At 62.3% G+C, this 21,364-nt stretch carries 24 protein-coding genes and 1 pseudogene; 13 read left to right on the top strand and 12 right to left on the bottom strand.

Translation table 11 applies throughout. The annotated features are described in order from the left end of the window. Window positions 1–1,894 (bottom strand): Ti-type conjugative transfer relaxase TraA (gene traA, locus AC4FS3_RS27265; protein WP_491023124.1); only part of this gene is annotated, 1,894 nt, incomplete at its 3' end. A 212-nt stretch (window positions 1,895–2,106) separates the two neighbouring features. Here traA and AC4FS3_RS27260 point away from each other — a divergent pair. The 5 genes from AC4FS3_RS27260 to AC4FS3_RS27240 are packed head-to-tail and all read left to right on the top strand — an operon-like array spanning window position 2,107 to window position 4,355. After that, the gene (locus tag AC4FS3_RS27260; protein ID WP_168550540.1) at window positions 2,107–2,307 is read left to right on the top strand and encodes a hypothetical protein; all 201 of its coding nucleotides are present in this window, start codon (window positions 2,107–2,109) and stop codon (window positions 2,305–2,307) included. After that, window positions 2,288–2,617, top strand: a complete 330-nt coding sequence (locus AC4FS3_RS27255) for a hypothetical protein (RefSeq protein ID WP_012476886.1) — start codon at window positions 2,288–2,290, stop codon at window positions 2,615–2,617. The genes AC4FS3_RS27260 and AC4FS3_RS27255 overlap by 20 nt, the downstream gene beginning before the upstream one ends. Then, complete coding sequence (locus AC4FS3_RS27250; RefSeq protein ID WP_491023123.1) at window positions 2,610–3,302, top strand: hypothetical protein; 693 nt, start codon at window positions 2,610–2,612, stop codon at window positions 3,300–3,302. Before AC4FS3_RS27255 ends, AC4FS3_RS27250 begins: the two co-directional genes overlap by 8 nt. 8 nt (window positions 3,303–3,310) lie before the next feature. Further along, the gene (locus AC4FS3_RS27245) at window positions 3,311–4,081 is read left to right on the top strand and encodes a type IV secretory system conjugative DNA transfer family protein (protein WP_491023122.1); all 771 of its coding nucleotides are present in this window, start codon (window positions 3,311–3,313) and stop codon (window positions 4,079–4,081) included. 49 nt (window positions 4,082–4,130) lie between these two features. After that, a complete protein-coding gene (locus tag AC4FS3_RS27240; RefSeq protein WP_238829642.1) occupies window positions 4,131–4,355 on the top strand; it encodes a hypothetical protein in 225 nt (74 codons plus the stop codon). Window positions 4,356–4,481: 126 nt separating this feature from the next. On the opposite strand, the gene AC4FS3_RS27235 is transcribed toward AC4FS3_RS27240, so the two are convergent. The 9 genes from AC4FS3_RS27235 to AC4FS3_RS27195 all read right to left on the bottom strand — a co-directional run bounded on the left by AC4FS3_RS27235 (window position 4,482) and on the right by AC4FS3_RS27195 (window position 9,569). Next, a complete protein-coding gene (locus AC4FS3_RS27235; RefSeq protein WP_012476883.1) occupies window positions 4,482–4,688 on the bottom strand; it encodes a hypothetical protein in 207 nt (68 codons plus the stop codon). Window positions 4,689–4,774: 86 nt separating this feature from the next. Continuing rightward, on the bottom strand, window positions 4,775–5,110 hold the full coding sequence (locus tag AC4FS3_RS27230; protein WP_012476882.1) for a helix-turn-helix domain-containing protein: 336 nt from the start codon (window positions 5,108–5,110) through the stop codon (window positions 4,775–4,777). After that, window positions 5,091–5,468 (bottom strand): type II toxin-antitoxin system RelE/ParE family toxin, encoded by a 378-nt coding sequence (locus tag AC4FS3_RS27225; RefSeq protein WP_012476881.1) that lies wholly within the window; start codon window positions 5,466–5,468, stop codon window positions 5,091–5,093. The genes AC4FS3_RS27230 and AC4FS3_RS27225 overlap by 20 nt, the downstream gene beginning before the upstream one ends. An 83-nt stretch (window positions 5,469–5,551) precedes the next feature. Next, entirely contained in the window at window positions 5,552–5,890 is a 339-nt protein-coding gene (locus AC4FS3_RS27220; RefSeq protein ID WP_012476880.1) for a chromosome partitioning protein ParB, read from the bottom strand. Next, window positions 5,887–6,546, bottom strand: a complete 660-nt coding sequence (locus tag AC4FS3_RS27215; RefSeq protein WP_012476879.1) for an AAA family ATPase — start codon at window positions 6,544–6,546, stop codon at window positions 5,887–5,889. The genes AC4FS3_RS27220 and AC4FS3_RS27215 overlap by 4 nt, the downstream gene beginning before the upstream one ends. A 228-nt stretch (window positions 6,547–6,774) precedes the next feature. Next, window positions 6,775–7,650: a helix-turn-helix domain-containing protein gene (locus tag AC4FS3_RS27210; RefSeq protein WP_012476878.1), complete on the bottom strand. Its 876-nt coding sequence runs from the start codon at window positions 7,648–7,650 to the stop codon at window positions 6,775–6,777. Between the two features lie 190 nt (window positions 7,651–7,840). Further along, window positions 7,841–8,056: a ribbon-helix-helix protein, CopG family gene (locus AC4FS3_RS27205; RefSeq protein ID WP_168550538.1), complete on the bottom strand. Its 216-nt coding sequence runs from the start codon at window positions 8,054–8,056 to the stop codon at window positions 7,841–7,843. Between the two features lie 90 nt (window positions 8,057–8,146). Continuing rightward, window positions 8,147–8,710, bottom strand: a complete 564-nt coding sequence (locus AC4FS3_RS27200) for a recombinase family protein (RefSeq protein ID WP_012476877.1) — start codon at window positions 8,708–8,710, stop codon at window positions 8,147–8,149. A gap of 89 nt (window positions 8,711–8,799) precedes the next feature. Beyond that, window positions 8,800–9,569 (bottom strand): IS5-like element ISPam4 family transposase gene (locus tag AC4FS3_RS27195; RefSeq protein ID WP_238829643.1). Its coding sequence is split into 2 segments (ribosomal slippage): window positions 8,800–9,233 and window positions 9,233–9,569, totalling 771 coding nucleotides; the frame shifts between segments, so codons are not numbered across the junction. Window positions 9,570–10,023: 454 nt separating this feature from the next. Here AC4FS3_RS27195 and AC4FS3_RS27190 point away from each other — a divergent pair. The 8 genes from AC4FS3_RS27190 to AC4FS3_RS27155 all read left to right on the top strand — a co-directional run bounded on the left by AC4FS3_RS27190 (window position 10,024) and on the right by AC4FS3_RS27155 (window position 18,680). Further along, complete coding sequence (locus tag AC4FS3_RS27190; protein ID WP_012476892.1) at window positions 10,024–11,058, top strand: LuxR C-terminal-related transcriptional regulator; 1,035 nt, start codon at window positions 10,024–10,026, stop codon at window positions 11,056–11,058. Between the two features lie 31 nt (window positions 11,059–11,089). Continuing rightward, complete coding sequence (gene dmfA1 / locus AC4FS3_RS27185; RefSeq protein ID WP_012476891.1) at window positions 11,090–11,515, top strand: N,N-dimethylformamidase subunit alpha; 426 nt, start codon at window positions 11,090–11,092, stop codon at window positions 11,513–11,515. Beyond that, entirely contained in the window at window positions 11,512–13,800 is a 2,289-nt protein-coding gene (locus tag AC4FS3_RS27180) for a N,N-dimethylformamidase subunit beta (RefSeq protein WP_012476890.1), read from the top strand. Before dmfA1 ends, AC4FS3_RS27180 begins: the two co-directional genes overlap by 4 nt. A gap of 442 nt (window positions 13,801–14,242) precedes the next feature. Then, window positions 14,243–14,677: an IS66-like element accessory protein TnpA gene (gene tnpA, locus AC4FS3_RS27175; protein WP_491023121.1), complete on the top strand. Its 435-nt coding sequence runs from the start codon at window positions 14,243–14,245 to the stop codon at window positions 14,675–14,677. After that, window positions 14,674–15,027 carry an IS66 family insertion sequence element accessory protein TnpB gene (gene tnpB, locus AC4FS3_RS27170; protein ID WP_491023120.1) on the top strand — a complete coding sequence of 118 codons (354 nt, stop codon included), beginning with the start codon at window positions 14,674–14,676 and terminating at the stop codon, window positions 15,025–15,027. The genes tnpA and tnpB overlap by 4 nt, the downstream gene beginning before the upstream one ends. A 63-nt stretch (window positions 15,028–15,090) precedes the next feature. After that, window positions 15,091–16,773, top strand: a complete 1,683-nt coding sequence (tnpC, locus tag AC4FS3_RS27165) for an IS66 family transposase (RefSeq protein WP_491023119.1) — start codon at window positions 15,091–15,093, stop codon at window positions 16,771–16,773. Between the two features lie 104 nt (window positions 16,774–16,877). After that, window positions 16,878–17,543 carry a hypothetical protein gene (locus AC4FS3_RS27160; RefSeq protein WP_491023118.1) on the top strand — a complete coding sequence of 222 codons (666 nt, stop codon included), beginning with the start codon at window positions 16,878–16,880 and terminating at the stop codon, window positions 17,541–17,543. A gap of 49 nt (window positions 17,544–17,592) precedes the next feature. Beyond that, a protein-coding gene (locus AC4FS3_RS27155; RefSeq protein WP_168550542.1) for an IS3-like element ISPam3 family transposase occupies window positions 17,593–18,680 on the top strand; the annotation gives its coding sequence in 2 pieces (ribosomal slippage) (window positions 17,593–17,854 and window positions 17,854–18,680; 1,089 coding nt in all). Window positions 18,681–18,991: 311 nt separating this feature from the next. On the opposite strand, the gene AC4FS3_RS27150 is transcribed toward AC4FS3_RS27155, so the two are convergent. Beyond that, complete coding sequence (locus tag AC4FS3_RS27150; RefSeq protein WP_012476888.1) at window positions 18,992–19,561, bottom strand: DUF6118 family protein; 570 nt, start codon at window positions 19,559–19,561, stop codon at window positions 18,992–18,994. A gap of 26 nt (window positions 19,562–19,587) precedes the next feature. After that, window positions 19,588–21,364: pseudogene (locus tag AC4FS3_RS27145) on the bottom strand (Ti-type conjugative transfer relaxase TraA); the annotation flags it as partial.

Raw genomic sequence — 21,364 nt, 5'->3', positions numbered from 1 at the left:
GCGCGCCGGTGTCCTTGCCTTCGCCCTCGCCGGGCACGCTGGCCCGGGCCAGCTCACCCCTGTCCTGTAGTGTGGTGCGGATCGCGTCATTGATCGCCTGCACATCCGCCCGGCGATGCGCCATCGCAACCCTTGTGCCGTCTGGCCGCGCCTCGCGGTCGGCAAGGTAATCGCGCACGATCTCGCCGCGCGCACCCTCGCCCGTCTCGCTGAACCGAATGTCGCCCCGCTCGCGGTATGCCGCCAGCCCCTCGGCCGTGCGATGCGTGGCGAAGTCAACGGAAGCCTCGCGCTGCCAGTCCACCCGCTGCCGACGAATCTCGGACAGCTCGGCATGGCCGATTTCTTCCGTGATCGCCCGGAACGGCGCACCGGCCCCGATGGCCTGTAGCTGCTCGTGATCGCCCACAAGGACGATCTTCGCCCCGCGCGCCTCGGCCTCGGTCACGAACCGAGAAAGCTGGCGGCTCCCCACCATGCCCGCCTCGTCGATCACGAACACGTCGCCGCGGCCAAGCTGGTGCCGGTCGTTCTCCCAACCGCGGGACCAGGACGCCAGCGTGCGACTCTGGATGCCGGAAGATTCCTCCAACCCCTCGGCCGCCTTCCCCGACAAGGCCGCACCATGGACCCGGTAGCCCTCGGCCTCCCATGCCTCCCGCGCCGCCGCGAGCATGGTGGACTTGCCCGCACCGGCAAAACCGACAACCGCAGAAATCCGCTCCGGCCCGGTGATATGCCCGATAGCCCGGCGCTGCTCGTCCGACAGCCCGGCCGACGCATCCCCGGCGCTGCGCTGTATCGCCGCGTCCTGCCGCTCTATGGCGCGCGCGACATGCCGCTGATCGACGCCATGATCCCGGCTGCCGTGCATCCGCTGCGCGCTCTCGATCATGCCGGATTCGATCTCGACCATTTCGCGGGTGGAATACCGCGCCCGCTCGACCTCCCCCGTCTCCGGGTTCATGCGCTCCGGCTGAAGCTCGACCAGGGCCGGGGAAGCCATCACCTTGGCAAAGGCGCTCTGGAACTCCTGCGCGTCGTCGTTGATGTAGCGATGCAGCGCCCGCGCAACGTCGTGCCGGTCGAACACGCTTTTCTCGCCGGTGATGATCGTCAGCACCTGCTCCGGCTTCTCCCGGATCAGATCGGCATTGCGCTGCGCCGCATCATCGTCCAGCCGCGTGCGCCCCACATCAAGGCCGCGCCGCTCCATCTGCGTGGCATGGACGCCCATATGCTCGGTCGGCACGATCTCAAGCCCGCGCTCCATATGCGAGCGATGGTCGATCCGAAGATCATGCCCGGCCCGCGCCAGATGCTCGTTGGCGATCCCTTCCCAAGACTGGCGCAGATCGCGAAGCTGCATGTCGGTCGTCGCCAGACCGTTCGCCAGCAGCCATTTGTTCTCGCGCTCAAGATAGGTCTTGTCGCCCAAGCCCTCATCCGTCACCTGCCGCGTCGTCATCATAACATGGGCATGGTGGTTGCGAACGTCGCTGGCATCATGCGGGGAATGGATCGCAAAATCCACGGCCGCGCCGTAGCGGTTCGCCAGCTCTTGTGCCAGCTCCCGCGTGGCCTCAAGTCGCTGCTCGGCGGTCAGCTCATGCGGCAGGGCAACCTCGAACTCACGGGCAACGCGGGCGTCTTTCCGTTTCTCGGAAAACTCCGCAGCGTTCCACAAGGTCGAACGATCCCGCGCCCAATCGACCTTGACGCCCTCCGGCAAGACGATCTCCGCATGTTCGACACCCTGCTTGGCGGTGTAGTCATGCGTGATGCCGTCGCGCTCGTTGGTCAGGCGTTCCCCGGCGCGATAGGCCATCGAGGCGACGGCGCTGCGCCCCGACGCCCGCGAAACCGGCTTCATGCTGAAATGGTAGATCGCCAAGCAACAGGCTCCGATACCGTTTCGCCACCTTCCGCCAGCCCACAAGCTGGTGGCGCGCTGAGTTACGTAGTAACTCGTAAGTGCACCCTTCTCAACTTCTTCGTTTCACTCAGTCGTCGCTCGGTATGGCGCTCTCGTCAATGTCGCTACGATGATATGAGGCCAATATTCTGCTGAAATGTGGGTGAAGATTCAAGGAGAACAGCCGATCCATGATGAACACACCCGACCATCTAGCTATAAGGGACATTCCGAAGATAGAACGAAGGACAGACCCGACGACGCAAACGGGAAAGACCAGCGCCGCTCTTGCCGCCGCAAGGAAGGCCGGCGACATTACCCCCGATGAGGCGATCCTGAGATTGAAGGCCCTGCACAGCGGAGAACCGGACCATGGCGCGAAAGACGATTGAACAGAAGCTGGCCGAACTGGACGCACAACGCGCCACCCTTCGGGCAAGGCTCGGGAAACAGGAACGCGCCAACGACACCCGCCGCAAGGTGCTGCTCGGTGCGCTGGTCCTCCATCGCCTTGAGAACGGCAAGGATGAGGAATTTGCCCGACGCCTGCGCGAGTGGCTGCGCCGCGAGCTGCCCGACTTCCTCACCCGAGAAACCGACAAGGCCCTCTTTGCCGATCTGATCGCCCCTGCCCCGGCGACAGCGCCGACCACCGGGACCACGGGCGGCGCGCCGGCAGGGCAAGGCGGTGCTGATGCCTGACCCCATGCAGCTCTATCGCGCCTTCCTCCTGGGCGAACCGGGCACCTGCATCTTTACCGGCGCGCAGGACTGTCATGCCTTTGTTACCGAAGATGAGATCGAGGCGACTTACGGCTCCCGGCACGACTCGCGCCATTTCATCTGGCTCGACAGAAAGCCCGGCGAGATCGGCCCCGAAGGCGTCGGCTATATCTGTGACGATCAGATCGACATGCTGCTGGCCGGGCATCGCATTGCCTTCACCCATAGCGAAATGGGCGGACCTCCTGGCGAAAACCGCGACGGCATCGCAGCCGCCTTCCTGCTCGGCGCTGACCGCATGAGCCGCGTTCTCGCCCTGCCTGTGGATGCACAAAAGTGCGTCCCGGCCAGTGCCATCGCCTCCCTGTCCCTCGGTCTGCGGGTCCGGCTGGAACCTCTGGCAGCGGTCGCACCCGCCCCCCTTGCCCGGCTGGTCGAAAAGATGATCCCCCTTGGTGCGACCATCGAGGACGGCGAAGCGCGTGGACGCCTCGTCACCCTCTCAAGGGCCGCGACCGGCACAGACATGACCGATTTGCAGGATGAGGCGGAACGCTTTGCCGCATGGGCGGCGGATCGCGCGGCACGCGAGGAAACCGCCGACGAAATCTCGCCACCCTGCGCGACTATCTCACCCGCGCGCCCGCAGCCTTCGCCGCGCTGATCGCAGACATGCAGGCATCCACGGCCGCCGCCGGGCTGGTCGCCCGCGCCGCAAACCGCCACCTCGGCAAATCCGACCGCGAGGCCGCCGGCGTCCTGTCCTCCGCGCAGCGTCATACCCATTTCCTTGACAGCCCGCGCATGACCGCCGTGCTTGGCCGTTCGGATTTCCGCTTCGCCGATCTCAAGCGCAGCAACGCCTCGATGTTCCTCGTCCTGCCCCCGGATCGCCTCTCGACCTATTCGCGCTGGCTGCGCCTGCTGGTCACGCAAAGCCTGCTCGACATGGCCCGCGATCCCCACAAACCGGAAACCCCGGTCCTCTATCTGCTCGATGAGTTTGCCGCCCTCGGCCATCTGGCCCCGGTAGAGCGCGCCATGGGCCTCATGGCCGGCTACGGCGTCCAGCTCTGGCCCATCCTGCAGGACGTTCACCAGCTCCGCGCCACCTATGGGCAAAAGGCGGGCACCTTCCTGTCGAACGCCGGCGTCTTGCAGGTCTTCGGGGTCAACGATCACGACAGCGCCCGCCTGATCTCCGATCTGCTCGGGCAGGAAACGGTCGTGTTCCAGACCATGAGCCGGGCGCTCGATTCCGACAAATCGGGGATCTCCTATGGCGAGCAACACACCGCCCGGCCCCTGCTGACCCCCGATGAGGTCCGCAACCTGCCGCAGAATGTCGAGTTGCTGTTCCTCGCCGGGCAACGGCCTGTCATCGCGACCAAGCTCGCCTATTATACCGATCCAGAATTCCGGGGGCTGTTCGATCCGGCGTAAGCGCCGGTCCCCACCCCTGCCGCAGAGAATTGGAACCTCACCCCAGGGCATGTTCCTCGATCCTTCCGAGGCCGTGTTCGTGATCCTTGGCGAGCATGAAGAACTGGAACCCCATGCCGATCTGCGCCAGGAACTGCTCAAGCGCAGCATTGACGCCGCAATCGCTGATCCTCGGCCGAGGGTTTCGAGTGAGGAAATGACGGCGGAGCTGCGCGACAGGCTCAAAGCCCCCCTGCCCGAACCTGCGAAATGGGAAAAGTGGTCCCGGCGCTGACGCGCCGGGGCTGAATCTTGCGGCCCTGCGGCTCTCTACAGCGCTGTTTGAAAGCGCGTTCGCCGCAGGGCCGGACGCGGCTGTCGCCGTGAAGCACAAGGCACGCCACGCACCGGAATATTGTCCCTATCCCTCTCGAATCCGCAAACGGCGAGCATTCATGATCACGCGGGATTCTTCCATCGCCGCGCGCGTCTCGGCGTTCGGCACCTTCCGCAGACATGCATCATCAAATTCGCACATCGTCTGCTTGTCGATAGCGCCAGACTCATGGAAACCTTCCATCATCTCATGGACGGCAGCCATTACTTCGCTTTTGTAGGCCCTGCTCATCGTCACGCTCGCGCATCAAGCGGCTTCGGCAATATCCAGCCGCAATGGAAAACATGATGACATGCAATCATGTTTGCATCATGCGATCACGCGACAGCAAGCGTCAGATGCCCGACCGGACCAGCGGTGGGCCGCACAGTGATTTCAATGTCATAGCCGAGGCGGTTCAGAGCGTCCATTAGCTTGCGCTCGGACAGGTTACTGAAATCCCCGCGCAGAAGCGACGACACCTTTGGCTGCGGAAGCCCCATGCGCCGCCCGGCTTCCTCCTGCGTGAGATCAAGCCGCCGCACAGCCTTGGTGATTTCGATCATCAGGCCAGATTTCACTTTCAGCTTTTCAGCGTCGGGCAACACCAGATCAGCAAATACATTGCCGGAGGTGGTCGTGACCTCGATCCCATCAACGATGCGGGTGCGCATTTTTCATCTCCTTTGCCAGAGCCTCGGCCACCTTGAGCCTCGCCCGGATAACGTCCATGTCTTCCTTCGGCGTGGCGATGCCGCTCTTGCTCTTTTTCTGGAAGCAATGAAGCACGAAGACCGCTTCCTCAAACTTGACCGTATAAACAGCTCGGTATGTGCCGCCCACGTCGTTCTCAACCACTTCCAGAACGCCAGCGCCGCCGAAGCCTTTGAGCACCTTCGCCGCTGGGTGCTGCTCGCCGTGCTGCGCGAAATGCAACGCGAACCCTATGAAACTCCGCACATCGGCCGGAAGCTCCATCAAGTCTTTGTAGCTACTGCCAATCCATTCCAGTGTTCGTTCGTCTTGACCCATGCTCAACCTATACCTGTTCAGGTATAATTTCAACCCCGATTGCCTTAAGTGAAACCATGCTTACATGGAAACATGGTTTCCTGTCACTCCCTGCCCTCTCGAACGACCGGGAAATTGTATTTGGCGAAAAGGAGGTTCAGCGCCTCGGCCACCAGCCGCTCCTGCGTAATCCGCTTGCCTTTGTCGTCGCGCGTTCGGAAGCTGAGTTCTTCCAGCGTCTCCCAATAGGTCGGCGGCAAGTGGTGGGTCTTGGCCGTCTTGTTGGCCCGTGATGGCGGAACATAGGTTCCGGCCGCCTGCGGACTATGAGCGGCCCGCTTCAGTTCGGTGGGCGCATCGGACGCGGCGGGAACTACTGGCGCTGTCGCTGGCTGCTCAACCGTCTTAATGGCTGCGGCCAGAAGCGAGGGCTTGCGGCTCATGTTTTCACCCTTTCATGTTTACCTGTATACATGCTTGCCTGCTCCGAAAGGAAGCTGAACAGGCCAGCGACTTCCTGCGCCGCCCGCCCCTGCGGTTCCAGCTCCTGCGGGGTCTTACCCAAGGCCGGCGCATCCTCATAGGCTTTCAGACGCGACATATGGATGGGCGCGACCGACAGGTTGAACCGTTCGGCTATCGCGGCGGCATCGTCGGCCGTTCGGCCCCCGGCGTTCGGATGCACGAGATTCAGGACGACGAAGGTTGGCGGGTTGCCTGCCATATCGAGCAACCGCTTTAGAGGTTCCAAGGTGTCGATTGCGAATATCTGCGCTTGGGTCGGGATCAGCACCATGTCGGCGTGCTTGGCCGCTTCGGTCGAGGCACTGTCCATCTTGCCGGGCGTGTCTATGAACACCCAATCCATACCGAGGCCGCGATAGGCTTCCAGCGAGCGCCGTATAGCGCCGGGCTGGATCGAGGCAACGTCCGGCCCGTCACCTTCACGCCGGTCAAACCAGTTGACGGCGTTCGTCTGCGGGTCGAGGTCGAGCAGCGCCGATTTTTTTCCGGCCAAGTGCGCGGCAACCGCAAGTGCTGTCGCGATTGTCGTCTTGCCGGTCCCGCCCTTTTGCGTGCAGAACGCTACTGTAATCATGGTTGCAGTCCTTCATGTAAAGAAACAAACATGCTTCCCGATAAGCATGTTTACATGATTTCAGGTTAAGCGCCACCCTTCCCGCTTGCTTAATTCTAAGCAAGCGGGAAGGGTGGCCGCAGGTGCTGCGGGTGGGATTTTTGGTGCTGAGGGTGCCACACCGGCCCGCCTATGTGCGGGCCGGAACCGCCGCAGGGCCGCGAAAGCGGCCCGAACAGCGGCGACCGCTTATGTTCCACCTTTTAGATAAAGATCAGATGGGGATTCAGTCTGGTTATCGGACTCGCGTTTCTGCACAACACGACCAAGGGCTGCGAGCGCCCGACCTAGCGGGCTATCGCCAGCCTCGAACACCGCCAGCTCGTCAAGGGGCAGGGACTTTCTGTAGGCGTCCAGCTCGGCCGCGCGGGCTTCCTGTTCCGCGCTGTGGTCGTCGGGCAGGGGTGGGGCCTTGCCGAACCGCCCGAGGAACTGCCGGGCCTTTTCCGGCAGGGACAGGCGGTAGGCGTTGCTGGCCTGCTGGACCTGTGGGCCGCGCCCCTCGTTCCCGGTCGGTTCGTAACGCCGCAGCCAGTCGATGAACCCATGCGCCCGCAGGTTCTTCAGCGCCCTCACGATGGTATCGCGCGACCGGCCCAGCCGATCCATGATCGTGGTGATTGACGGCTCAAGTCGGCCGGTGCGGAAGTCTATGAGATTGACGAACAGCCGCAGCACGTCCAGCGCCACCGATCCTAGCGGGCCGCTGCGCTCGCCCTTCTGGCGCAAACCCGCCTCGTTGTAGATTTCGGCCGCCTTCAGGATCGCCTGCACGTCCTTGCGCGTCGTCGGCCGCCAGATACGCCCCTCTGACCGGCCCTTGAAATAGCTGCGCCGGCGAACCGGCGTCGGGCAGCGTGGGGCAGGGGGCGGCATGACCAGGCTAAAGGCCGACTGCCCCGATCCCGCGCCGTTGCGGCGCTCATGGGCCTGCGTGGAAAGCTGCCCGGCCTCGTCGTCGGTGAGCTGCCCGGCGCTGTAGCGCGTCCAGACCTCCCGCATGATTTCATCAAGCGCGTGCCCGCGCGCGCAGCCGATAGCGGCCGCGTAGTGCGTCCTCAACATAGTCTCGTCCTTCTTTTGAAGGACATGACGACAAGGACGGCGGACAAAACTCCCCTGCTTTCGCAAGAATCAACCTTGCGAAGTAGAGTGCTCTAGCGTAGATAAGGGGAGTGATTTTGGCCCCATTTCTACGGTGTGTCTGACGACCTTAGAAACCCCTGACCGTTACCAGCGGTCAGGGGTTTCGTCGTTATGTCCCTTGTTTCGCTTCGATATAAAACCTCAACGCTTCTTCGATGATCGGCGCACGCCCTCGCAAGCCCGCGTCGTCCCTCAGGCGGTCAATCTCCGCGACCAGATCGCCGGGCAGATCAGCCTGCACAAGAATCCGGCCTTCCGCACGCTGCCGCGCACGCAGGTTTCGGACGCTTTCCAGTTTAACTTGCTCTCGGGTTCGACTCGCCATGTCTACATGAAGAACCTAAATGGCGAGATTCTGCAATCCCTTGCGTGAGAAATAGAGAAAAGCCCTATTTCTAGGGCCGGACGACAAAATCTAGTGGCCCTGGTCGGCGCGCTCTAAAGCCCGATAGAGGGTAGCGCGATGCACACCCAGGAGCCGGGCAATCTCGGTCGGCTTCTTGTCCTCCGCGATGAGCTGGCGCGCGTGCGCGATCTGCTCGGTCGACAGGGCAGGGGGGCGACCGAACCGAACCCCCTTCGCCTTTGCGGCCGCCCGGCCGGCGCTGGTGCGCTCATGGATCAAGCTGCGCTCGAACTCGGCAACACCGGCAAAGAACGTCAGCACCATGCGGCCCGCCGGTGTCGTCGTATCGGCCCAAGGCTCGGCCAGAGATCGCAAACCCGCCTCGGCCTGCCCGATCCGTTCGGCTATGTCGAGAAGATCGCGCGTCGATCGGGCCAAGCGATCAAGCCGCGTCACCGTCACCACGTTACCGGGCTGCAAATGATCCAGCAGCCTCGCCAGCTCGGGGCGACCGCGCTGCGCGCCGGATGCCTTTTCCTCGAACACGCGCTTGCACCCAGCCGTCAGCAACGCCGCGCGCTGCTGGTCGAGGGTCTGGCCCTCGGTCGAGACACGGGCATATCCGATCATCATGGGGCAAGGGGCTTTCGCTGCTATGCTCACCGTCTGAAGCTACTACCGTTCACTCCAGCATCAAAATAGGGTCAGGACTCATTCTTGTTTCATAGCCAGAAGATGACGGTTGCAGCGAGTGTGACGGCGGCGAGGAAGACCTTTGGGCACCTGTCGTAGCGGGTGGCAACGCGGCGCCAGTCCTTGAGCCTGCCGAACATGATCTCGATCCGGTTGCGCCGTTTGTAGCGGCGCTTGTCGTGCTTGATGGGCTTGCCGCGCGACTTCCGGCCGGGGATGCAGGGCTTTATCCCCTTGTCTTTCAAGGCATCCCGGAGCCAGTCGGCGTCATAGCCACGGTCGGCGATCAGCCAATCTGCATCCGGCAGGCAGTCCAGCAAGGCCGCCGCACCGATGTAGTCGCTGACCTGGCCCGCCGTCATGAAGAAGCGGATCGGGCGGCCTATGGCATCCGTGACCGCGTGCAACTTGGTGTTCAGTCCGCCCTTCGTGCGACCGATCAGACGCCCGCGCTTGTCGTCGGCCCCCCCTTTTTGACCCGCAGGCTCGAAGCCGTACGGTGCGCCTTGAGATACGTCGCGTCGATCATCACGACCTTCTCCTCACCACCCCCGGAGGCCAGCCCCACCATCATCCGGGCGAAAACCCCCATCCGGCTCCAGCGGACCCAGCGGTTGTAGAGCGTCTTCGGCGGACCGTACTCGGGCGGAGCATCACACCAACGCAACCCATTGCGGTTGATGAAAATTATCCCACTCAGAACGCGCCGGTCATCGACCCGTGGACGACCATGGCTCTTCGGAAAGAAGGGCCGCAGCCGCTCCATCTGGTCGTCCGTCAGCCAGTAAAGGTTGCTCATCATCACCCCCGTCAGTTCGGGAGCTTGAATCACGCAACCCGCCCAGCCTCAAGCAAATCAATGGGTCCTGAACCTAGGCCCGACAGCGAGGCCCCTTTCAGCCCCGAGCTCGCCCTGTCGCAGCCGGCCCTCCGGGTCCGCTTCGGGCCCCGCAGTCGCCGAGAGACCGCGGCCGAAAGCGGACGCACGACATGAGCGCCAGCCGGATGATCTCTGGCGCGGTCTTGAAGTACCGGAAGGGTGATTGCTGGTTATCGTCCCAAGCCAGGGCGGCTTCCGGCTGTTCCGGCCACCGGTTCGTCTGACACCGCCTTGGCCATGCCAACCTGTGCCGAACAGCCATGCCCGATTTTGATTTTCTCAGATCATTGGGTAAGTTTACCCATGCGACACTTTTTAGTGTGATCTACACACAGTGGTAATCAGGCCATCCACGATCCGATGGAGAGCACAGATGAAAATCGACAATGCGCACTACACCAGTCCATCGCAGCGCCGGGTTTTGTCAAACATTGCCTCCATCGCCGCCGAAGGCCATTCCTGCGAACAAGCGCTCGGGCTGGTCCTCGAGGAACTGCACCGCCTGGTGCCATGGGCGGCCATGTCGCTTTCCGTCTATGACCCGATCACCCGTCGGCATCGGTCAATCGCCTCCTCCGGCTATTCAGACGAAACCATCAGCTACCTCGACAACATCTACATGTCGATTGATCCCGCCTACCGCTGGATTGTCCGCAGCAACAAACCGTACTTCAACTGGGAAACGACGGAGTTCGACTATTCCAAAAGCGTTTCGGCACGGAACTGGTGGCTCCCCGGCGGATACAGTGGCGGCTCAACGAGCTATCTGACGAGCCGCAGCAACAGGTATATTGGCAACCTCCACACCAGCACCGACAGCAGGAAACATCCATCGACCGACGCCCTGCAGTTCATCGACGACATCGCACCGGTTTTGGCTACATTCGTCGACATATGGCAGGAACCGCGGGCACTGCTCCGAAACCTCAGGCCTGACGAGTGCGCCGCATTCATCGACCGGGACGGAAATATACAAGCAGTCCCCGGTTTCAGCTGCTGTGCGAAGAGCGAGATCCACGAACTGGCCTGCGGTATCGTCAAGAAATATGGAAACGCTCGCGGCATAGATGTCCTTGGCCAGCGCATGCCTCTCGCCTGCTGGCATCCTTGCGACGAAACCATCCATCAGGTTCAATTCAAGATGTGCACTCGGGGGTGGCTCGTGGTGCACGGAACCACGGATCTGCCGTTCAGCCTCACCGTCAGACAGGCCGAGGTCTGCTCCCTGTCCGCGCTGGGGCTGACCAGTTCTCAGATATCGGCGGTCCTTCGGCTGTCGGCTCGGACCGTCGACCGGCACATAGAAAATATCCTCGAAAAGATCGCCGCAAGCAACCGGGCAGCGCTTGCGCGCCTCGCCGCCACCACGGGTGTAATGAGGCTCAGCGATTACCTTTCACACGGGTAACAAAGCAAGATCCGACACGGAGGAGAATGAAATGAATCAACGAAGAGAAAACTATGTTTCCGACCCATCGGCGTATCCCGACAGGAGCGCCGACTGGTACGAATATTTCGATCGCAAAAGGAGGGAGGAAATCATCGAGATCATCGACAGCCATCCGGAGATAATCGACGAGCATGAAAGAAATCCCTTCGGATACCGAAACCACCCAAGTCCGCACCTTCAGCGCGTCCACAACTATTTCAGGATGCAGCCAACGTTCGGCAAATACTACATTTACACAGAACGGGAATGGAGCTCCTATCGGATAGCCGAGATCCGCGAGTTCGGCAAGCTGCCGGTGCTCACCGATGATAGCTTCGCCACCGAGGAGGAGGCAATGCATGCCGTGTTCCTGAAGCGGATCGAGGATGTCCGAAACGAACTGTCGCAGGCTGAACAGCGGGAGATTGCAAATTGAAAACGGTCAAAATCAGGGGGTACTGCGACAGGCTCAGCGCCGCTCCGGGTGAAACCATTCGCTTCTATGTCAGTGCGGACACGTCCGATGGCTCATATGAGGCTGAGCTCGTCCGTCTGATCCACGGCGACACCAATCCCGCGGGGCCGGGTTACAAGGAGGAGTCGGTCAAGTCTGCGGCCGACGGGAGCTACCCGGCGCGCTTTCAGCGCACCCAGTTTGGCAGCTTCGTGGAGGTGCCGGACGCAAGCGGAGCATTGCTGGCCGACGGCGCGTTCTCGGTTCACACGTTTCTATGGTCGACCACCCCGGGACGGGGCCGCCAAGGGCTTGTTTCACGGTGGGACGACGAACGTCAGTGCGGCTGGAGCCTGGCGATAGAGGAAGGCCGGCTGGTCTTTACGATTGGCGACGAGAGCGGCACGACCAACCGCGTCATCAGCGACCGCCCGCTATTTCAAGAGGTGTGGTATTCGGTGACTGCGGTCTTCGACCCCGTCCAGAAGACGATCTCGCTCCACCAGAAGTCGGTCGTCAACAGGACGAACAGCCGATTTGGGCTTGTAGTGCCACTCGACTCCGACACGACCGTTTCCGCCGTTTCGCAGGTTTCGCCGGGCGACTCGAGAACCTCGCTGCTAATCGCCGGCCTGGGAGAGGCGGCTGCGGCTGACGGGCGGACCTGGTGTATCGCCAATTTCAACGGCAAGATCGACGCGCCGAAACTTTACGGACGAGCGCTCAGTTCCGAAGAAGCAATGAAGCTGGCGGAAGGAACAGTGGCGGAGCCCTGGTCCAGGCTCGCGCACTGGGACTTTTCGGCGGGAATTGGCCCGGATGGAATTCCGACCGACCACGTCGTCGATATTTCGGGCAACGGTCATCACGGCCAGTGCGTAAACCAGCCGGATCGCGGCTCCACCGGGTGGAACTGGGACGGGCACGAGGAAAATTTCATTCACTGCCCTCAGCAATACGGCGCATTGTGGTTCCACGAGGACTGCCTTGACGACTGTCGGTGGGACAAGGACTTTGAAATAACCCTCCCCGACGGGCTGAAGAGCGACTTCTACGCGATGAAGATCCGCTACGGCGATTCAGAGGACTACATTCCCTTCTTCGTGCTTCCGCCCCGCGGAAAGGCAACGGCTAAAATCCTTGTTCTGGCCAGCACGTTTAGCTACCTAGCCTATGCCAACGAGCAGATCATGCACAAGGCGGATATCGGGCAAGCCGTTGCCGGTCATACGCCTGTCCTCAACGAGAACGACGTCGAGCTCCATCGAAACCTCGACTACTATGGCCTTTCGACATATGACGGGCATGTCGACGGGCGCGGCGTCCAGTATACCTCATGGCGGCGTCCCATCTTGAATCTTCGCCCCAAGCACAGGCAGGGATTTGGCTCCATCTGGGAGCTTCCGGCTGACCTGCACCTGATCGACTGGCTCAATCACAACGGGTTCGATTACGACGTTGCGACAGAGCACGACCTCAATGAACAGGGCGTGGATCTGCTTCGTCGCTATAACGTCGTGCTCACCGGCTCTCATCCGGAGTACCAGACATGGGCCAATGCCGACGCATGGGAAGACTATCTCGCCGATGGCGGACGAGGAATGTACCTTGCGGCGAATGGAATGTACTGGATCGTCTCGGTTCACCCAGAGAAACCCTGGGTGATGGAGGTTCGCAAGGAGCTCGGCGTGACCGCGTGGGAAGCTCCACCGGGTGAGTATCACTACAGCACGAACGGCCGGCGCGGCGGCCGGTTCCGCGGGCGTGCCCGGGCTACCCAGAAGATCTGGGGCACCGGGATGAGCAGCTTCGGGTTCGACCATTCCGGTTATTTCGTACAGATGCCCGACAGTCAGGACAAGCGCGCTGCCTGGATTATGGACGGCATCGATCCTGACGAGAGGATCGGGGACGGTGGGCTTGTCGGCGGAGGTGCGGGCGGATACGAGCTGGATCGCTATGACCTGTCGCTCGGAACCCCGCCAAATACCCTGCTTCTGGCGAGTTCGGTTGAGCACAGCGTGGTGTATACGGTCATTCCGGACGACAAGTCGTTTCCGCACCCGGGCATGAACGGCGGAGAGCATCCGTTCGTGCGGGCGGATATAACCTACTTCTCCACGGCCAATGGCGGCGGCATGTTCAGCACATCGTCGATATCCTGGCTGGGCAGCCTTTCGTGGAATAACTACGACAACAACGTGTCGCGGATGACCAGGAACGTTCTTACGCAGTTCATGAAAGACGAACCTGCGCCGCTGGTCTAGCGACTTTACTTGAAACATATGTGCCCGCCACGGATCGACGCCCTGGCGGGCATTGTCCATTCGAACACACCGACCTTGATGTTCTGGATCAGGCTTATGCGCCTGGCGTTTCAGTGCCGGAGGTTCGCGGCTGACCAGCCGCGAGATCATCCGGCTTGTGGGGGGCTTGGTAGCTTTCGGTGTCGAAGCCTACGTCATCGCGGAATGTGCGCCGGTCGACGACCCCGGCAATAATGCTGCCCGTGTCGCAACCCGTCTGGCACTGGATGCGCTTGGCGTTAGCCCTCATTCTTCTCGTTGCCGCGTTGCTGCTCGGAAAAGGAATTCTCTTCGGACGGAAACGGGACGATTGTATCCGGCGTCTGCGTCCCATTGAGATTTGCGGTTTCCGATCTTGAGCCGAGCGGCGATTTTTCTTCTGAGGTTTCAGAAGGGTGTCTGCATGGCGGATGGCGATGATGGATTTGTTGGGCGGTGCGAGGTTGTGGAGGCTCGCCGGAGCAACCGGCGCTGGCCTGACGCAGTGAAGGCGCGGATTGTCGCGGAGACCTTTCAACCTGGGGCGACTGTGGCGGCTGTAGCCCGGCGTCATGACATGCAGCCCCACCATCTTTCGGAATGGCGAAGCCGTGCGCGGCGCGGATTGTTGGCGCTTCCCGCAGATTTTGTGGCGGAGCCCGAGTTGCCCCGCACCTTTTCTTCGGAGCCGTTTTTTGTGCCGCTGGCGGTTGGCGACGCTTCTGACCAATCGGCAGAGACCGTCGCACCCGGGGTTGTGACGGTGGAGATCGGCGCGGGCATCGTGCTGCGTGTTCCCGGTGATGTCGCGGTGGAGCGTGCTGCGGCTCTGGTGCGCGCGTTGCGAGGGGAGGCATGATCGTTGCAGGTGCGCGGCATCCGATCCTGATCGCGACGAAGCCGGTAGACTTCCGCTGCGGGCACCAGGCTTTGGCACTGGTGGTTCAGACGGAGCTGAAGCTCGACCCACATTCCGGTGTCACGGTGATCTTCCGATCAAAGCGAGGTGACAGGCTGAAGATCCTTGTCTGGGATGGAACCGGGATGGTGCTGATCTACAAGGTTCTGGAGGAAGGCAGCTTCGCCTGGCCAAAGGTTCAGGACGGGGTGATGCGGCTGTCCCGGGCACAGGCGGAAGCTCTGTTCGAGGGGTTGGACTGGCGCCGGACGGTAGCGCGGCGGGTGGCAGCTCCTACTGCGGCGGGGTGATCTGTCGGGCATATTTTACCTTGTTTTACTGGGCTTTCTGGTCTGGATCGGATAAAGAGACACATGTCTCAGCCCTTCGATCTCAGCCTGTTTCCGGACCTTCCGCCCGAGGTGGTGAAGGCCTTCGCCGCCCAGCAGGCGGCCCTGGAAGCCGCGCGCTTCGAGGCGACGGTCGAACGGGCGGCGCGCCAGCACGAGCAGGCGGTGGTGGCCGAGAAGGACGCCTTCATCATCGAATTGAAGGCCCTGATCGAACGGCTGGAAGGCCAGGTTCAGGCTTACCGGCACACGAAGTTCGGGCCTAAATCGGAAAAGCTGGCCCCGGCGCAGCTGGAACTGGCGCTGGAAGACCAGGAGGCCGCCATCGCCGAGACGCAGGCACAGATCGCCGCGCTCGAAGAAAGGATCGCGGCTAGCGAACCGGATCCCGAGAGGCGTAAGCCTCGGGCGCCCCGCAAGGCCCGGGCTCTGCCTGAGAGCCTGCCACGGGTTGAGCGCGTGGTCGAGCCCGACAGCATCGTCTGCCCCTGCGGTTGCGGCGACATGGTCCGGATCGGTGAGGACCGAAGCGAGCGGCTGGATTACATCCCGGCCCGCTATCAGGTGATCGTTACGGTGCGCCCCCGTTATGCCTGCCCCAAGGGGCGTGTCGGCGTGGTGCAGGCCAGGGCTCCCGCCCATCTGCTGGAGGGCAGCTGGCCGACCGAGGCGCTGCTGGCCCAGATCGCCGTTGCCAAGCATTCCGAGCACATGCCGCTGAACCGGCAGGCGGTGGTGATGGCCCGGCACGGGGTGCCGATCGACCGTTCGGTTCTGGCCGACTGGATGGGTCGAACCGGCGCCATGATAGCGCCGGTGGTCGACCACATGGCCCGGCGGCTGATGGCGGAAAGCTCCCGCCTCTACGTCGATGAAACAACCGCCCCGGTGCTGGATCCGGGGCGTGGCACGACGAAAACTGGCTATCTCTGGGCAGTATTGCGGGATGACCGAGGATGGAGCGGCACGGCTCCACCCGGCGTGGTGTTCCACTACCGGCCCGGTCGTAAGGGCGAATATGCCGCAGAAATCCTTGCTGGCTTCGATGGCACGATCCAGGTCGATGCCTATGGTGCCTATACCCATCTGGCCACGCCAAAACGCACCGGCGGCGCTCCCCTGCGGTTGGCCTTTTGTTGGGCGCATGGCCGGCGCAAGCTGATCAAGGCCAAGCCGAAGAAAGGCTCACCGATCATCGATGAGGCGCTCCTGCGCATTGCTGCGCTCTACAAGGTCGAGGATGCCATCCGCGGAAGCGATCCGGAACATCGACGGGCCGTCCGGCAGGAACTATCCCGCCCCCTGGTCGACGCGTTCTTTACCTGGCTGAAGGCACAGGCTGCCCGGGTCTCGCGAAAATCCGACCTTGGTGAGGCCATGGCCTATATGCTGAAGCGCCAGGACGGCTTCCGGCTGTTCCTTGATGACGGCCGCGTCGACATCGACTCCAACTTGGTCGAGAATGCCATCCGAAGCCCGGCCATGAACCGCCGCAACGCATTGTTTGCCGGCCATGACGAGGGCGGGCGCAACTGGGCTCGCTTCGCCAGCCTCATCGGCACATGCAAGATGAATGGCGTCGAGCCCTATGCCTACCTGCGCGATCTCTTCACGCGCCTCGCCAACGGCCACCGGGAAAAAGACATCGACGCCCTGATGCCCTGGGCATATGACCAAGCGGCGAAACCAGCCGGGATGAGCTCATAAAGGACTCCTTTCTGAGCTACGAACGGGCCTCAGCTCCGTCGGACACCCCGCCGCGCAAGCCTGAAATCAATGGGGCACAGACGGCGCATACGGACGATTGGCTTATGCACCGGCTCATCGCGGAGCGGATTCGGCATTTCTATTTTCAGTTTCTCCTAGCCCATATCGAGGCCATCTGCGGAACTAGTGTCGTCGAGAGGCAGCGTGTTCTGGACGACCGCGCACAAGCGCTGGAGCGGGTTATTCGCCGATTACGGACACCTGCATACCGCCAGACGGTGCGGGATGACGCCGCCCTCCATGAGCATTTGATGCTCGATATCCCCGAGTGGAAGGGTGAGGAGGTGGATGGAAATCGCTACGCAGAGATGAAGCGTTTCTGGAAGGAGTTGCGATTCAACTGGCAGACAGATTATTCGACAGGAATGCTTGACCGAAAGGCAAGCGCATTCCCATTGTTCGGCTCTCTGGCGGATCAAGAACACACGGTCAGCACGCTCGAATTCATCACGACATTTTGTATCGTTATACTACAGGTTCTTGCCGTTCTGAGCCAGATCGTCTTTTCCAGTTCATCTGGTCAAACTCAGATCTTCGTCTTGATCTCCAGTTTACTCGCCATCCTCGTGGTCGGATTGCAGGCGTACAAAGGTGGCGTGGGCCTGACCGAGGATCTGCTGCGTAACCGCGCCTATGCAACCTATTCGGCAAAGCTGACACGGGATTTTACGAACGCAGAAGAGAAGGACGGTAATCCTCCCGATGGTTAAGGGGATGCGGAAGTAGAATTTTCTCGGCAGGATCGACGAGGAGATTCTGATGAAGAAGACGAGATTTACCGAGGCACAGATCATGCGCGTGCTGCGACAGGCCGAGGGCGGTATGCCCGTGGGCGAGTTGTGCCGCGAGCATGGGATCAGCAGCGCGACGTTCTATAAGTGGCGGGCGAAGTATGGCGGCATGGACGTGTCAATGATGAGCCAGATGAAGGCGCTCGAAGACGAGAACCGGCGGCTGAAACGCATGTTCGCCGATCTGAGCATGCAGGCCGACCTGCTTCGAGAGGCTCTTGGAAAAAAGTGACGCGGCCAGCTCGACGCCGGGAGTTGGCCGAGAAGGCGGTGGCGACGAAGGGTGTCAGCATCGCGCTGGCGTGCCGCGCGTTCGGCGTCAGCGAGACCTGTTTCCGCTACAGTCCGAGGCGCGACGAAGAGAACGAGATGATCGCCGACCTGCTGGTGGGGCTGACCAATGTCCACAAGACGTGGGGGTTCGGGCTGTGCTTCCTCCACCTGCGGAACGTGAAGGGGCATGTCTGGAACCACAAGCGGGTTCACCGGATCTACTGCGAACTGGAGCTGAACCTGCGCATCAAGCCGCGGCGACGGCTGAAGCGCGAGAAGCCCGAGGAACTGGCCGTGCCGGATGCCCCGAACCTGGTCTGGTCGATGGATTTCATGGCGGACCGCTTGGCCGACGGGCGGCAATTCCGGCTTCTGAACGTGCTAGACGACTTCAATCGCGAGGGCCTGGGGATCGAGGTCGACTTCTCGCTGCCCGCCGAACGGGTCGTCCGCTCCCTGAACCAGATCATCGAATGGCGCGGAAAGCCCCTGGCGATCAGGGTCGACAACGGCCCCGAATACGTCAGTTCCACGCTGATGACCTGGGCCGAGAAGCAGGGCATCGCCCTGACATACATCCAGCCCGGCAAGCCGCAGCAGAACGCCTATGTCGAGCGTTACAACCGGACGGTCCGCCACGAATGGCTCGACCTCTACATCTTTGAAACCATCGAGGAGGTGCAGCAGATCGCCACCGAATGGCTATGGACCTACAACAACGAACGCCCGAATATGGGCATCGGCGGCGTTACACCCGCCATGAAGCTGAAAATGGCCGCGTGAGTTCTACGGTCGCACCCCGTTAAAACGGGGAGGATTACCGGACGATCGGCGAGCAGAGCTCAATGCCATGAGAGAAATGGAAACTCTCGCTTATTTTGAGACGCGGGAGTTTCTGAACGCGCACAGCCGATCGCAGTTCTCCCTTTGAAGGGCATCGAGCGTTCCGATATTTGTGTTTAACCCCATTGTCGCATAATTACTAAGTTTCGCGACAAAATCGTCGGCGCTAATTTTGCAGGGGAATTTCTGTCGCAAAAGTCGTGCGCGAAAGCCTAACTTATGCGACCAACTTTTGCGACACTTAGCGCAGGCTACAGCAGAACCAGGGTAAGGAACACCCCGAGGAAGACCCCGGCGATGGCGGCAACGGCGAGCGCGAGATTTTGCCGCGCCCGCTCCCGCGCGCCTTCGATGAGATCGGAGAGGGTGCGGGTCGTCTGGCGCAGATCGGTGGAATAGCCCTCGATCTTCTGGGCGGCCTCCCGCACCAGCGAGTTGCCCGCCAGCGCCATTTCGCGGGCGTAGTAATCCGGCCCGTGCCGGAGAACAGGTAGCTTCTCGACGGCTTCGAGGTGACGGGCGACGACGCCAAGCTGCTTCACGATCTGGGCGAGCTGGGGCTTGTAATCCTCCGGCGCGGCCATGCGGTCAAATTCCTCAAAGGCCCGCTCGACGCCTTGACGGATAATCGCCATTTCCGCCGCGAGCTGCGCGCCCTGCACCTCGATCCTGCGCCGCAGCGCATCGAACGCCTCGGCCGGATCACCGGATTCCGGTTCCGGCAGCGGCTCGTCATCATCCCACCGCCCCGGATCGTCGGATTCCGGTTCCTCCGACGTGACCTTGCCAGCAACAATATCCCGGATCGTCCTGCGCACCATCACCACCGCCTCCTCAAAACCTGCCGTCACAGACTATGCCCCCGGCTGTGCCGGGGACCGCGTTCCACATCGGTTTGCAGCTCGCGGGCGACTGGCTTCTCGCGCTGCGGTTCCTCAGCGAGTCCAAGCTCCTGCCGGCGACCCCGCAGAAGGGACTCCATCTGCGGATCGCGCTCAAGGCTCTGGATCATGTCGCTCAACTGGTCCTCGACCTTCTCGCGCGCCTCGCCATCATACCGGCCATAAAGCTGCCGGTGCTGCTCTTGCAGGTCCTGCCAGCGGTCAACGAACCGCCCGGCCCTGACGGCGGGATCGGCCAGCGCCGCGTTTTCGCGTTTCATACCGTCGATGACTTGACGGACGCGCTCCCGGCCGGAAAGTCCGGTCATGGCCCGAACCGCGCGCGGATCATGCGCCAGGGTCGAGTGCATCAGGTCTTTGAGGCCCCCGCTCACCTGATCGAGCTGCTGCCCGGCCGCGCGCAATTCCTGCTTCTGCATGTCGAGAACCGGCAGGCCCTCGCGCATATGCTGGTCAACCGACTGATACGCCCGCGCATAGCGGTCCACGGCCGCCTCAAGCGGCGACAGCGGCCGCGCGCGCGCCGCCAGCGGCTCGGGCACCGGCGCCGACAACTGCCGCTCCCTTTCCCTTTCCGGCCGCCCCGCCTCCGGCTGCGCGCCGCGCTCGCGGGAACCGGCATTGAGCCTGAGGCCGTCGAACATGCTGCGACGGCGCGGCGCGGCCTGCTCTGGCTGGCGCTCGACCTGCCCTGCACCATGATCGGGGGCCTGATCCTTGCGGGTATCGGCACCGGACCCCGCGCGAAGATCCTGCGCAAGATCTTCGCGGATCTTCTGCGGGGATCGGGCCGCGTGACCCTCGGCCTGCTCCCGCCCGGCCGGGGCCTCCCTGTCCGCGCGTAGCGCCGCGCCGTCGCGGACAAGCCCCTCGCGCGGAACCTCGATCTCGCTGCGGATGCCAAGGCTTTCCGCGATCCCGCGCCGCTCGGCAAAATCGCGGGTATAATCGAGCGTGGTTTCCTTGACGCCAGACCGCGACAACCGGCGCTCAAGCTGGTCATAGGCCAGGTCGCGGGCATCGCGCACCTTCCAGGCATTGCGCTGCGTCTCGGTGCCATCCGGCAGGGTGACGGGGGTAGCGCCGATATGGTGAAGCCCGATCTTCTCCCCGATCTCGGGCGCTGCCTCGGCCATGGCGCGTTCCAGGTCCACGCCCCATGTGGTGCGCCGCTCGCCCTTGTCACCTTCCAGCGTCACGAAGTAGCTCGGGCGGTTGCCGTCTTTATGCTCGAACGGCGCGGCCCCATGCTCGACCAGGCGGCCCGCCTGCCGGTCGACAAAATCATCCTGCGCCGCATAGAGCTGCGCCCCGTCGCGATGCCGGGTCATGGCAACATAGGTCAGATGCCGGTCCATCGTGCCCGAGGCCATGACAAAGGCCCGGTCCACCGTCGCGCCCTGATTTTTGTGGATCGTCGTCGCATAGCCGTGGTCGATGGCCTGATAGCTGTCCATCGGCACAGAAACGCTACGCCCTTCCGCACCGGCTGGCCCGTCCAGCGTGGCGACAATCCGGCCTTCCTCGACCCGCTCGACAGTGGCAAGCCCCCCGTTCTTCACGCCAAGGTCGCGGTTGTTCTCAAGGAACACGATCCGGTCGCCCGGCGCGAACTCGCGCTGCCCGTCATTGGTCTGGAAAACCCGCGCGCCGGTGTCCTTGCCTTCGCCCTCGCCGGGCACGCTGGCCCGGGCCAGCTCACCCCTGTCCTGTAGTGTGGTG

The organism is Pseudogemmobacter sp. TB195 (genome assembly GCF_058313095.1).
The sequence above is the reverse complement of the archived record's forward strand: the minus strand, read 5'-3'. Positions and strand labels throughout refer to the sequence as shown.

Coding starts and splice junctions, on each gene's coding strand:
- tnpB (WP_491023120.1), top strand. CDS start 14,674: ATGATCGTTGCAGGTGCGCGGCATCCGATCCTGATCGCGACGAAGCCG.
- AC4FS3_RS27210 (WP_012476878.1), bottom strand. CDS start 7,650: ATGTTGAGGACGCACTACGCGGCCGCTATCGGCTGCGCGCGCGGGCAC.
- AC4FS3_RS27235 (WP_012476883.1), bottom strand. CDS start 4,688: ATGAGCAGGGCCTACAAAAGCGAAGTAATGGCTGCCGTCCATGAGATG.
- AC4FS3_RS27190 (WP_012476892.1), top strand. CDS start 10,024: ATGAAAATCGACAATGCGCACTACACCAGTCCATCGCAGCGCCGGGTT.
- AC4FS3_RS27150 (WP_012476888.1), bottom strand. CDS start 19,561: ATGGTGCGCAGGACGATCCGGGATATTGTTGCTGGCAAGGTCACGTCG.
- tnpA (WP_491023121.1), top strand. CDS start 14,243: ATGGCGGATGGCGATGATGGATTTGTTGGGCGGTGCGAGGTTGTGGAG.
- AC4FS3_RS27215 (WP_012476879.1), bottom strand. CDS start 6,546: ATGATTACAGTAGCGTTCTGCACGCAAAAGGGCGGGACCGGCAAGACG.
- AC4FS3_RS27240 (WP_238829642.1), top strand. CDS start 4,131: ATGTTCCTCGATCCTTCCGAGGCCGTGTTCGTGATCCTTGGCGAGCAT.
- AC4FS3_RS27205 (WP_168550538.1), bottom strand. CDS start 8,056: ATGGCGAGTCGAACCCGAGAGCAAGTTAAACTGGAAAGCGTCCGAAAC.
- AC4FS3_RS27225 (WP_012476881.1), bottom strand. CDS start 5,468: ATGGGTCAAGACGAACGAACACTGGAATGGATTGGCAGTAGCTACAAA.
- dmfA1 (WP_012476891.1), top strand. CDS start 11,090: ATGAATCAACGAAGAGAAAACTATGTTTCCGACCCATCGGCGTATCCC.
- AC4FS3_RS27255 (WP_012476886.1), top strand. CDS start 2,288: ATGGCGCGAAAGACGATTGAACAGAAGCTGGCCGAACTGGACGCACAA.
- AC4FS3_RS27250 (WP_491023123.1), top strand. CDS start 2,610: ATGCCTGACCCCATGCAGCTCTATCGCGCCTTCCTCCTGGGCGAACCG.
- AC4FS3_RS27220 (WP_012476880.1), bottom strand. CDS start 5,890: ATGAGCCGCAAGCCCTCGCTTCTGGCCGCAGCCATTAAGACGGTTGAG.
- AC4FS3_RS27200 (WP_012476877.1), bottom strand. CDS start 8,710: ATGATGATCGGATATGCCCGTGTCTCGACCGAGGGCCAGACCCTCGAC.
- tnpC (WP_491023119.1), top strand. CDS start 15,091: ATGTCTCAGCCCTTCGATCTCAGCCTGTTTCCGGACCTTCCGCCCGAG.
- AC4FS3_RS27230 (WP_012476882.1), bottom strand. CDS start 5,110: ATGCGCACCCGCATCGTTGATGGGATCGAGGTCACGACCACCTCCGGC.
- AC4FS3_RS27160 (WP_491023118.1), top strand. CDS start 16,878: ATGCACCGGCTCATCGCGGAGCGGATTCGGCATTTCTATTTTCAGTTT.
- AC4FS3_RS27245 (WP_491023122.1), top strand. CDS start 3,311: ATGCAGGCATCCACGGCCGCCGCCGGGCTGGTCGCCCGCGCCGCAAAC.
- AC4FS3_RS27260 (WP_168550540.1), top strand. CDS start 2,107: ATGATGAACACACCCGACCATCTAGCTATAAGGGACATTCCGAAGATA.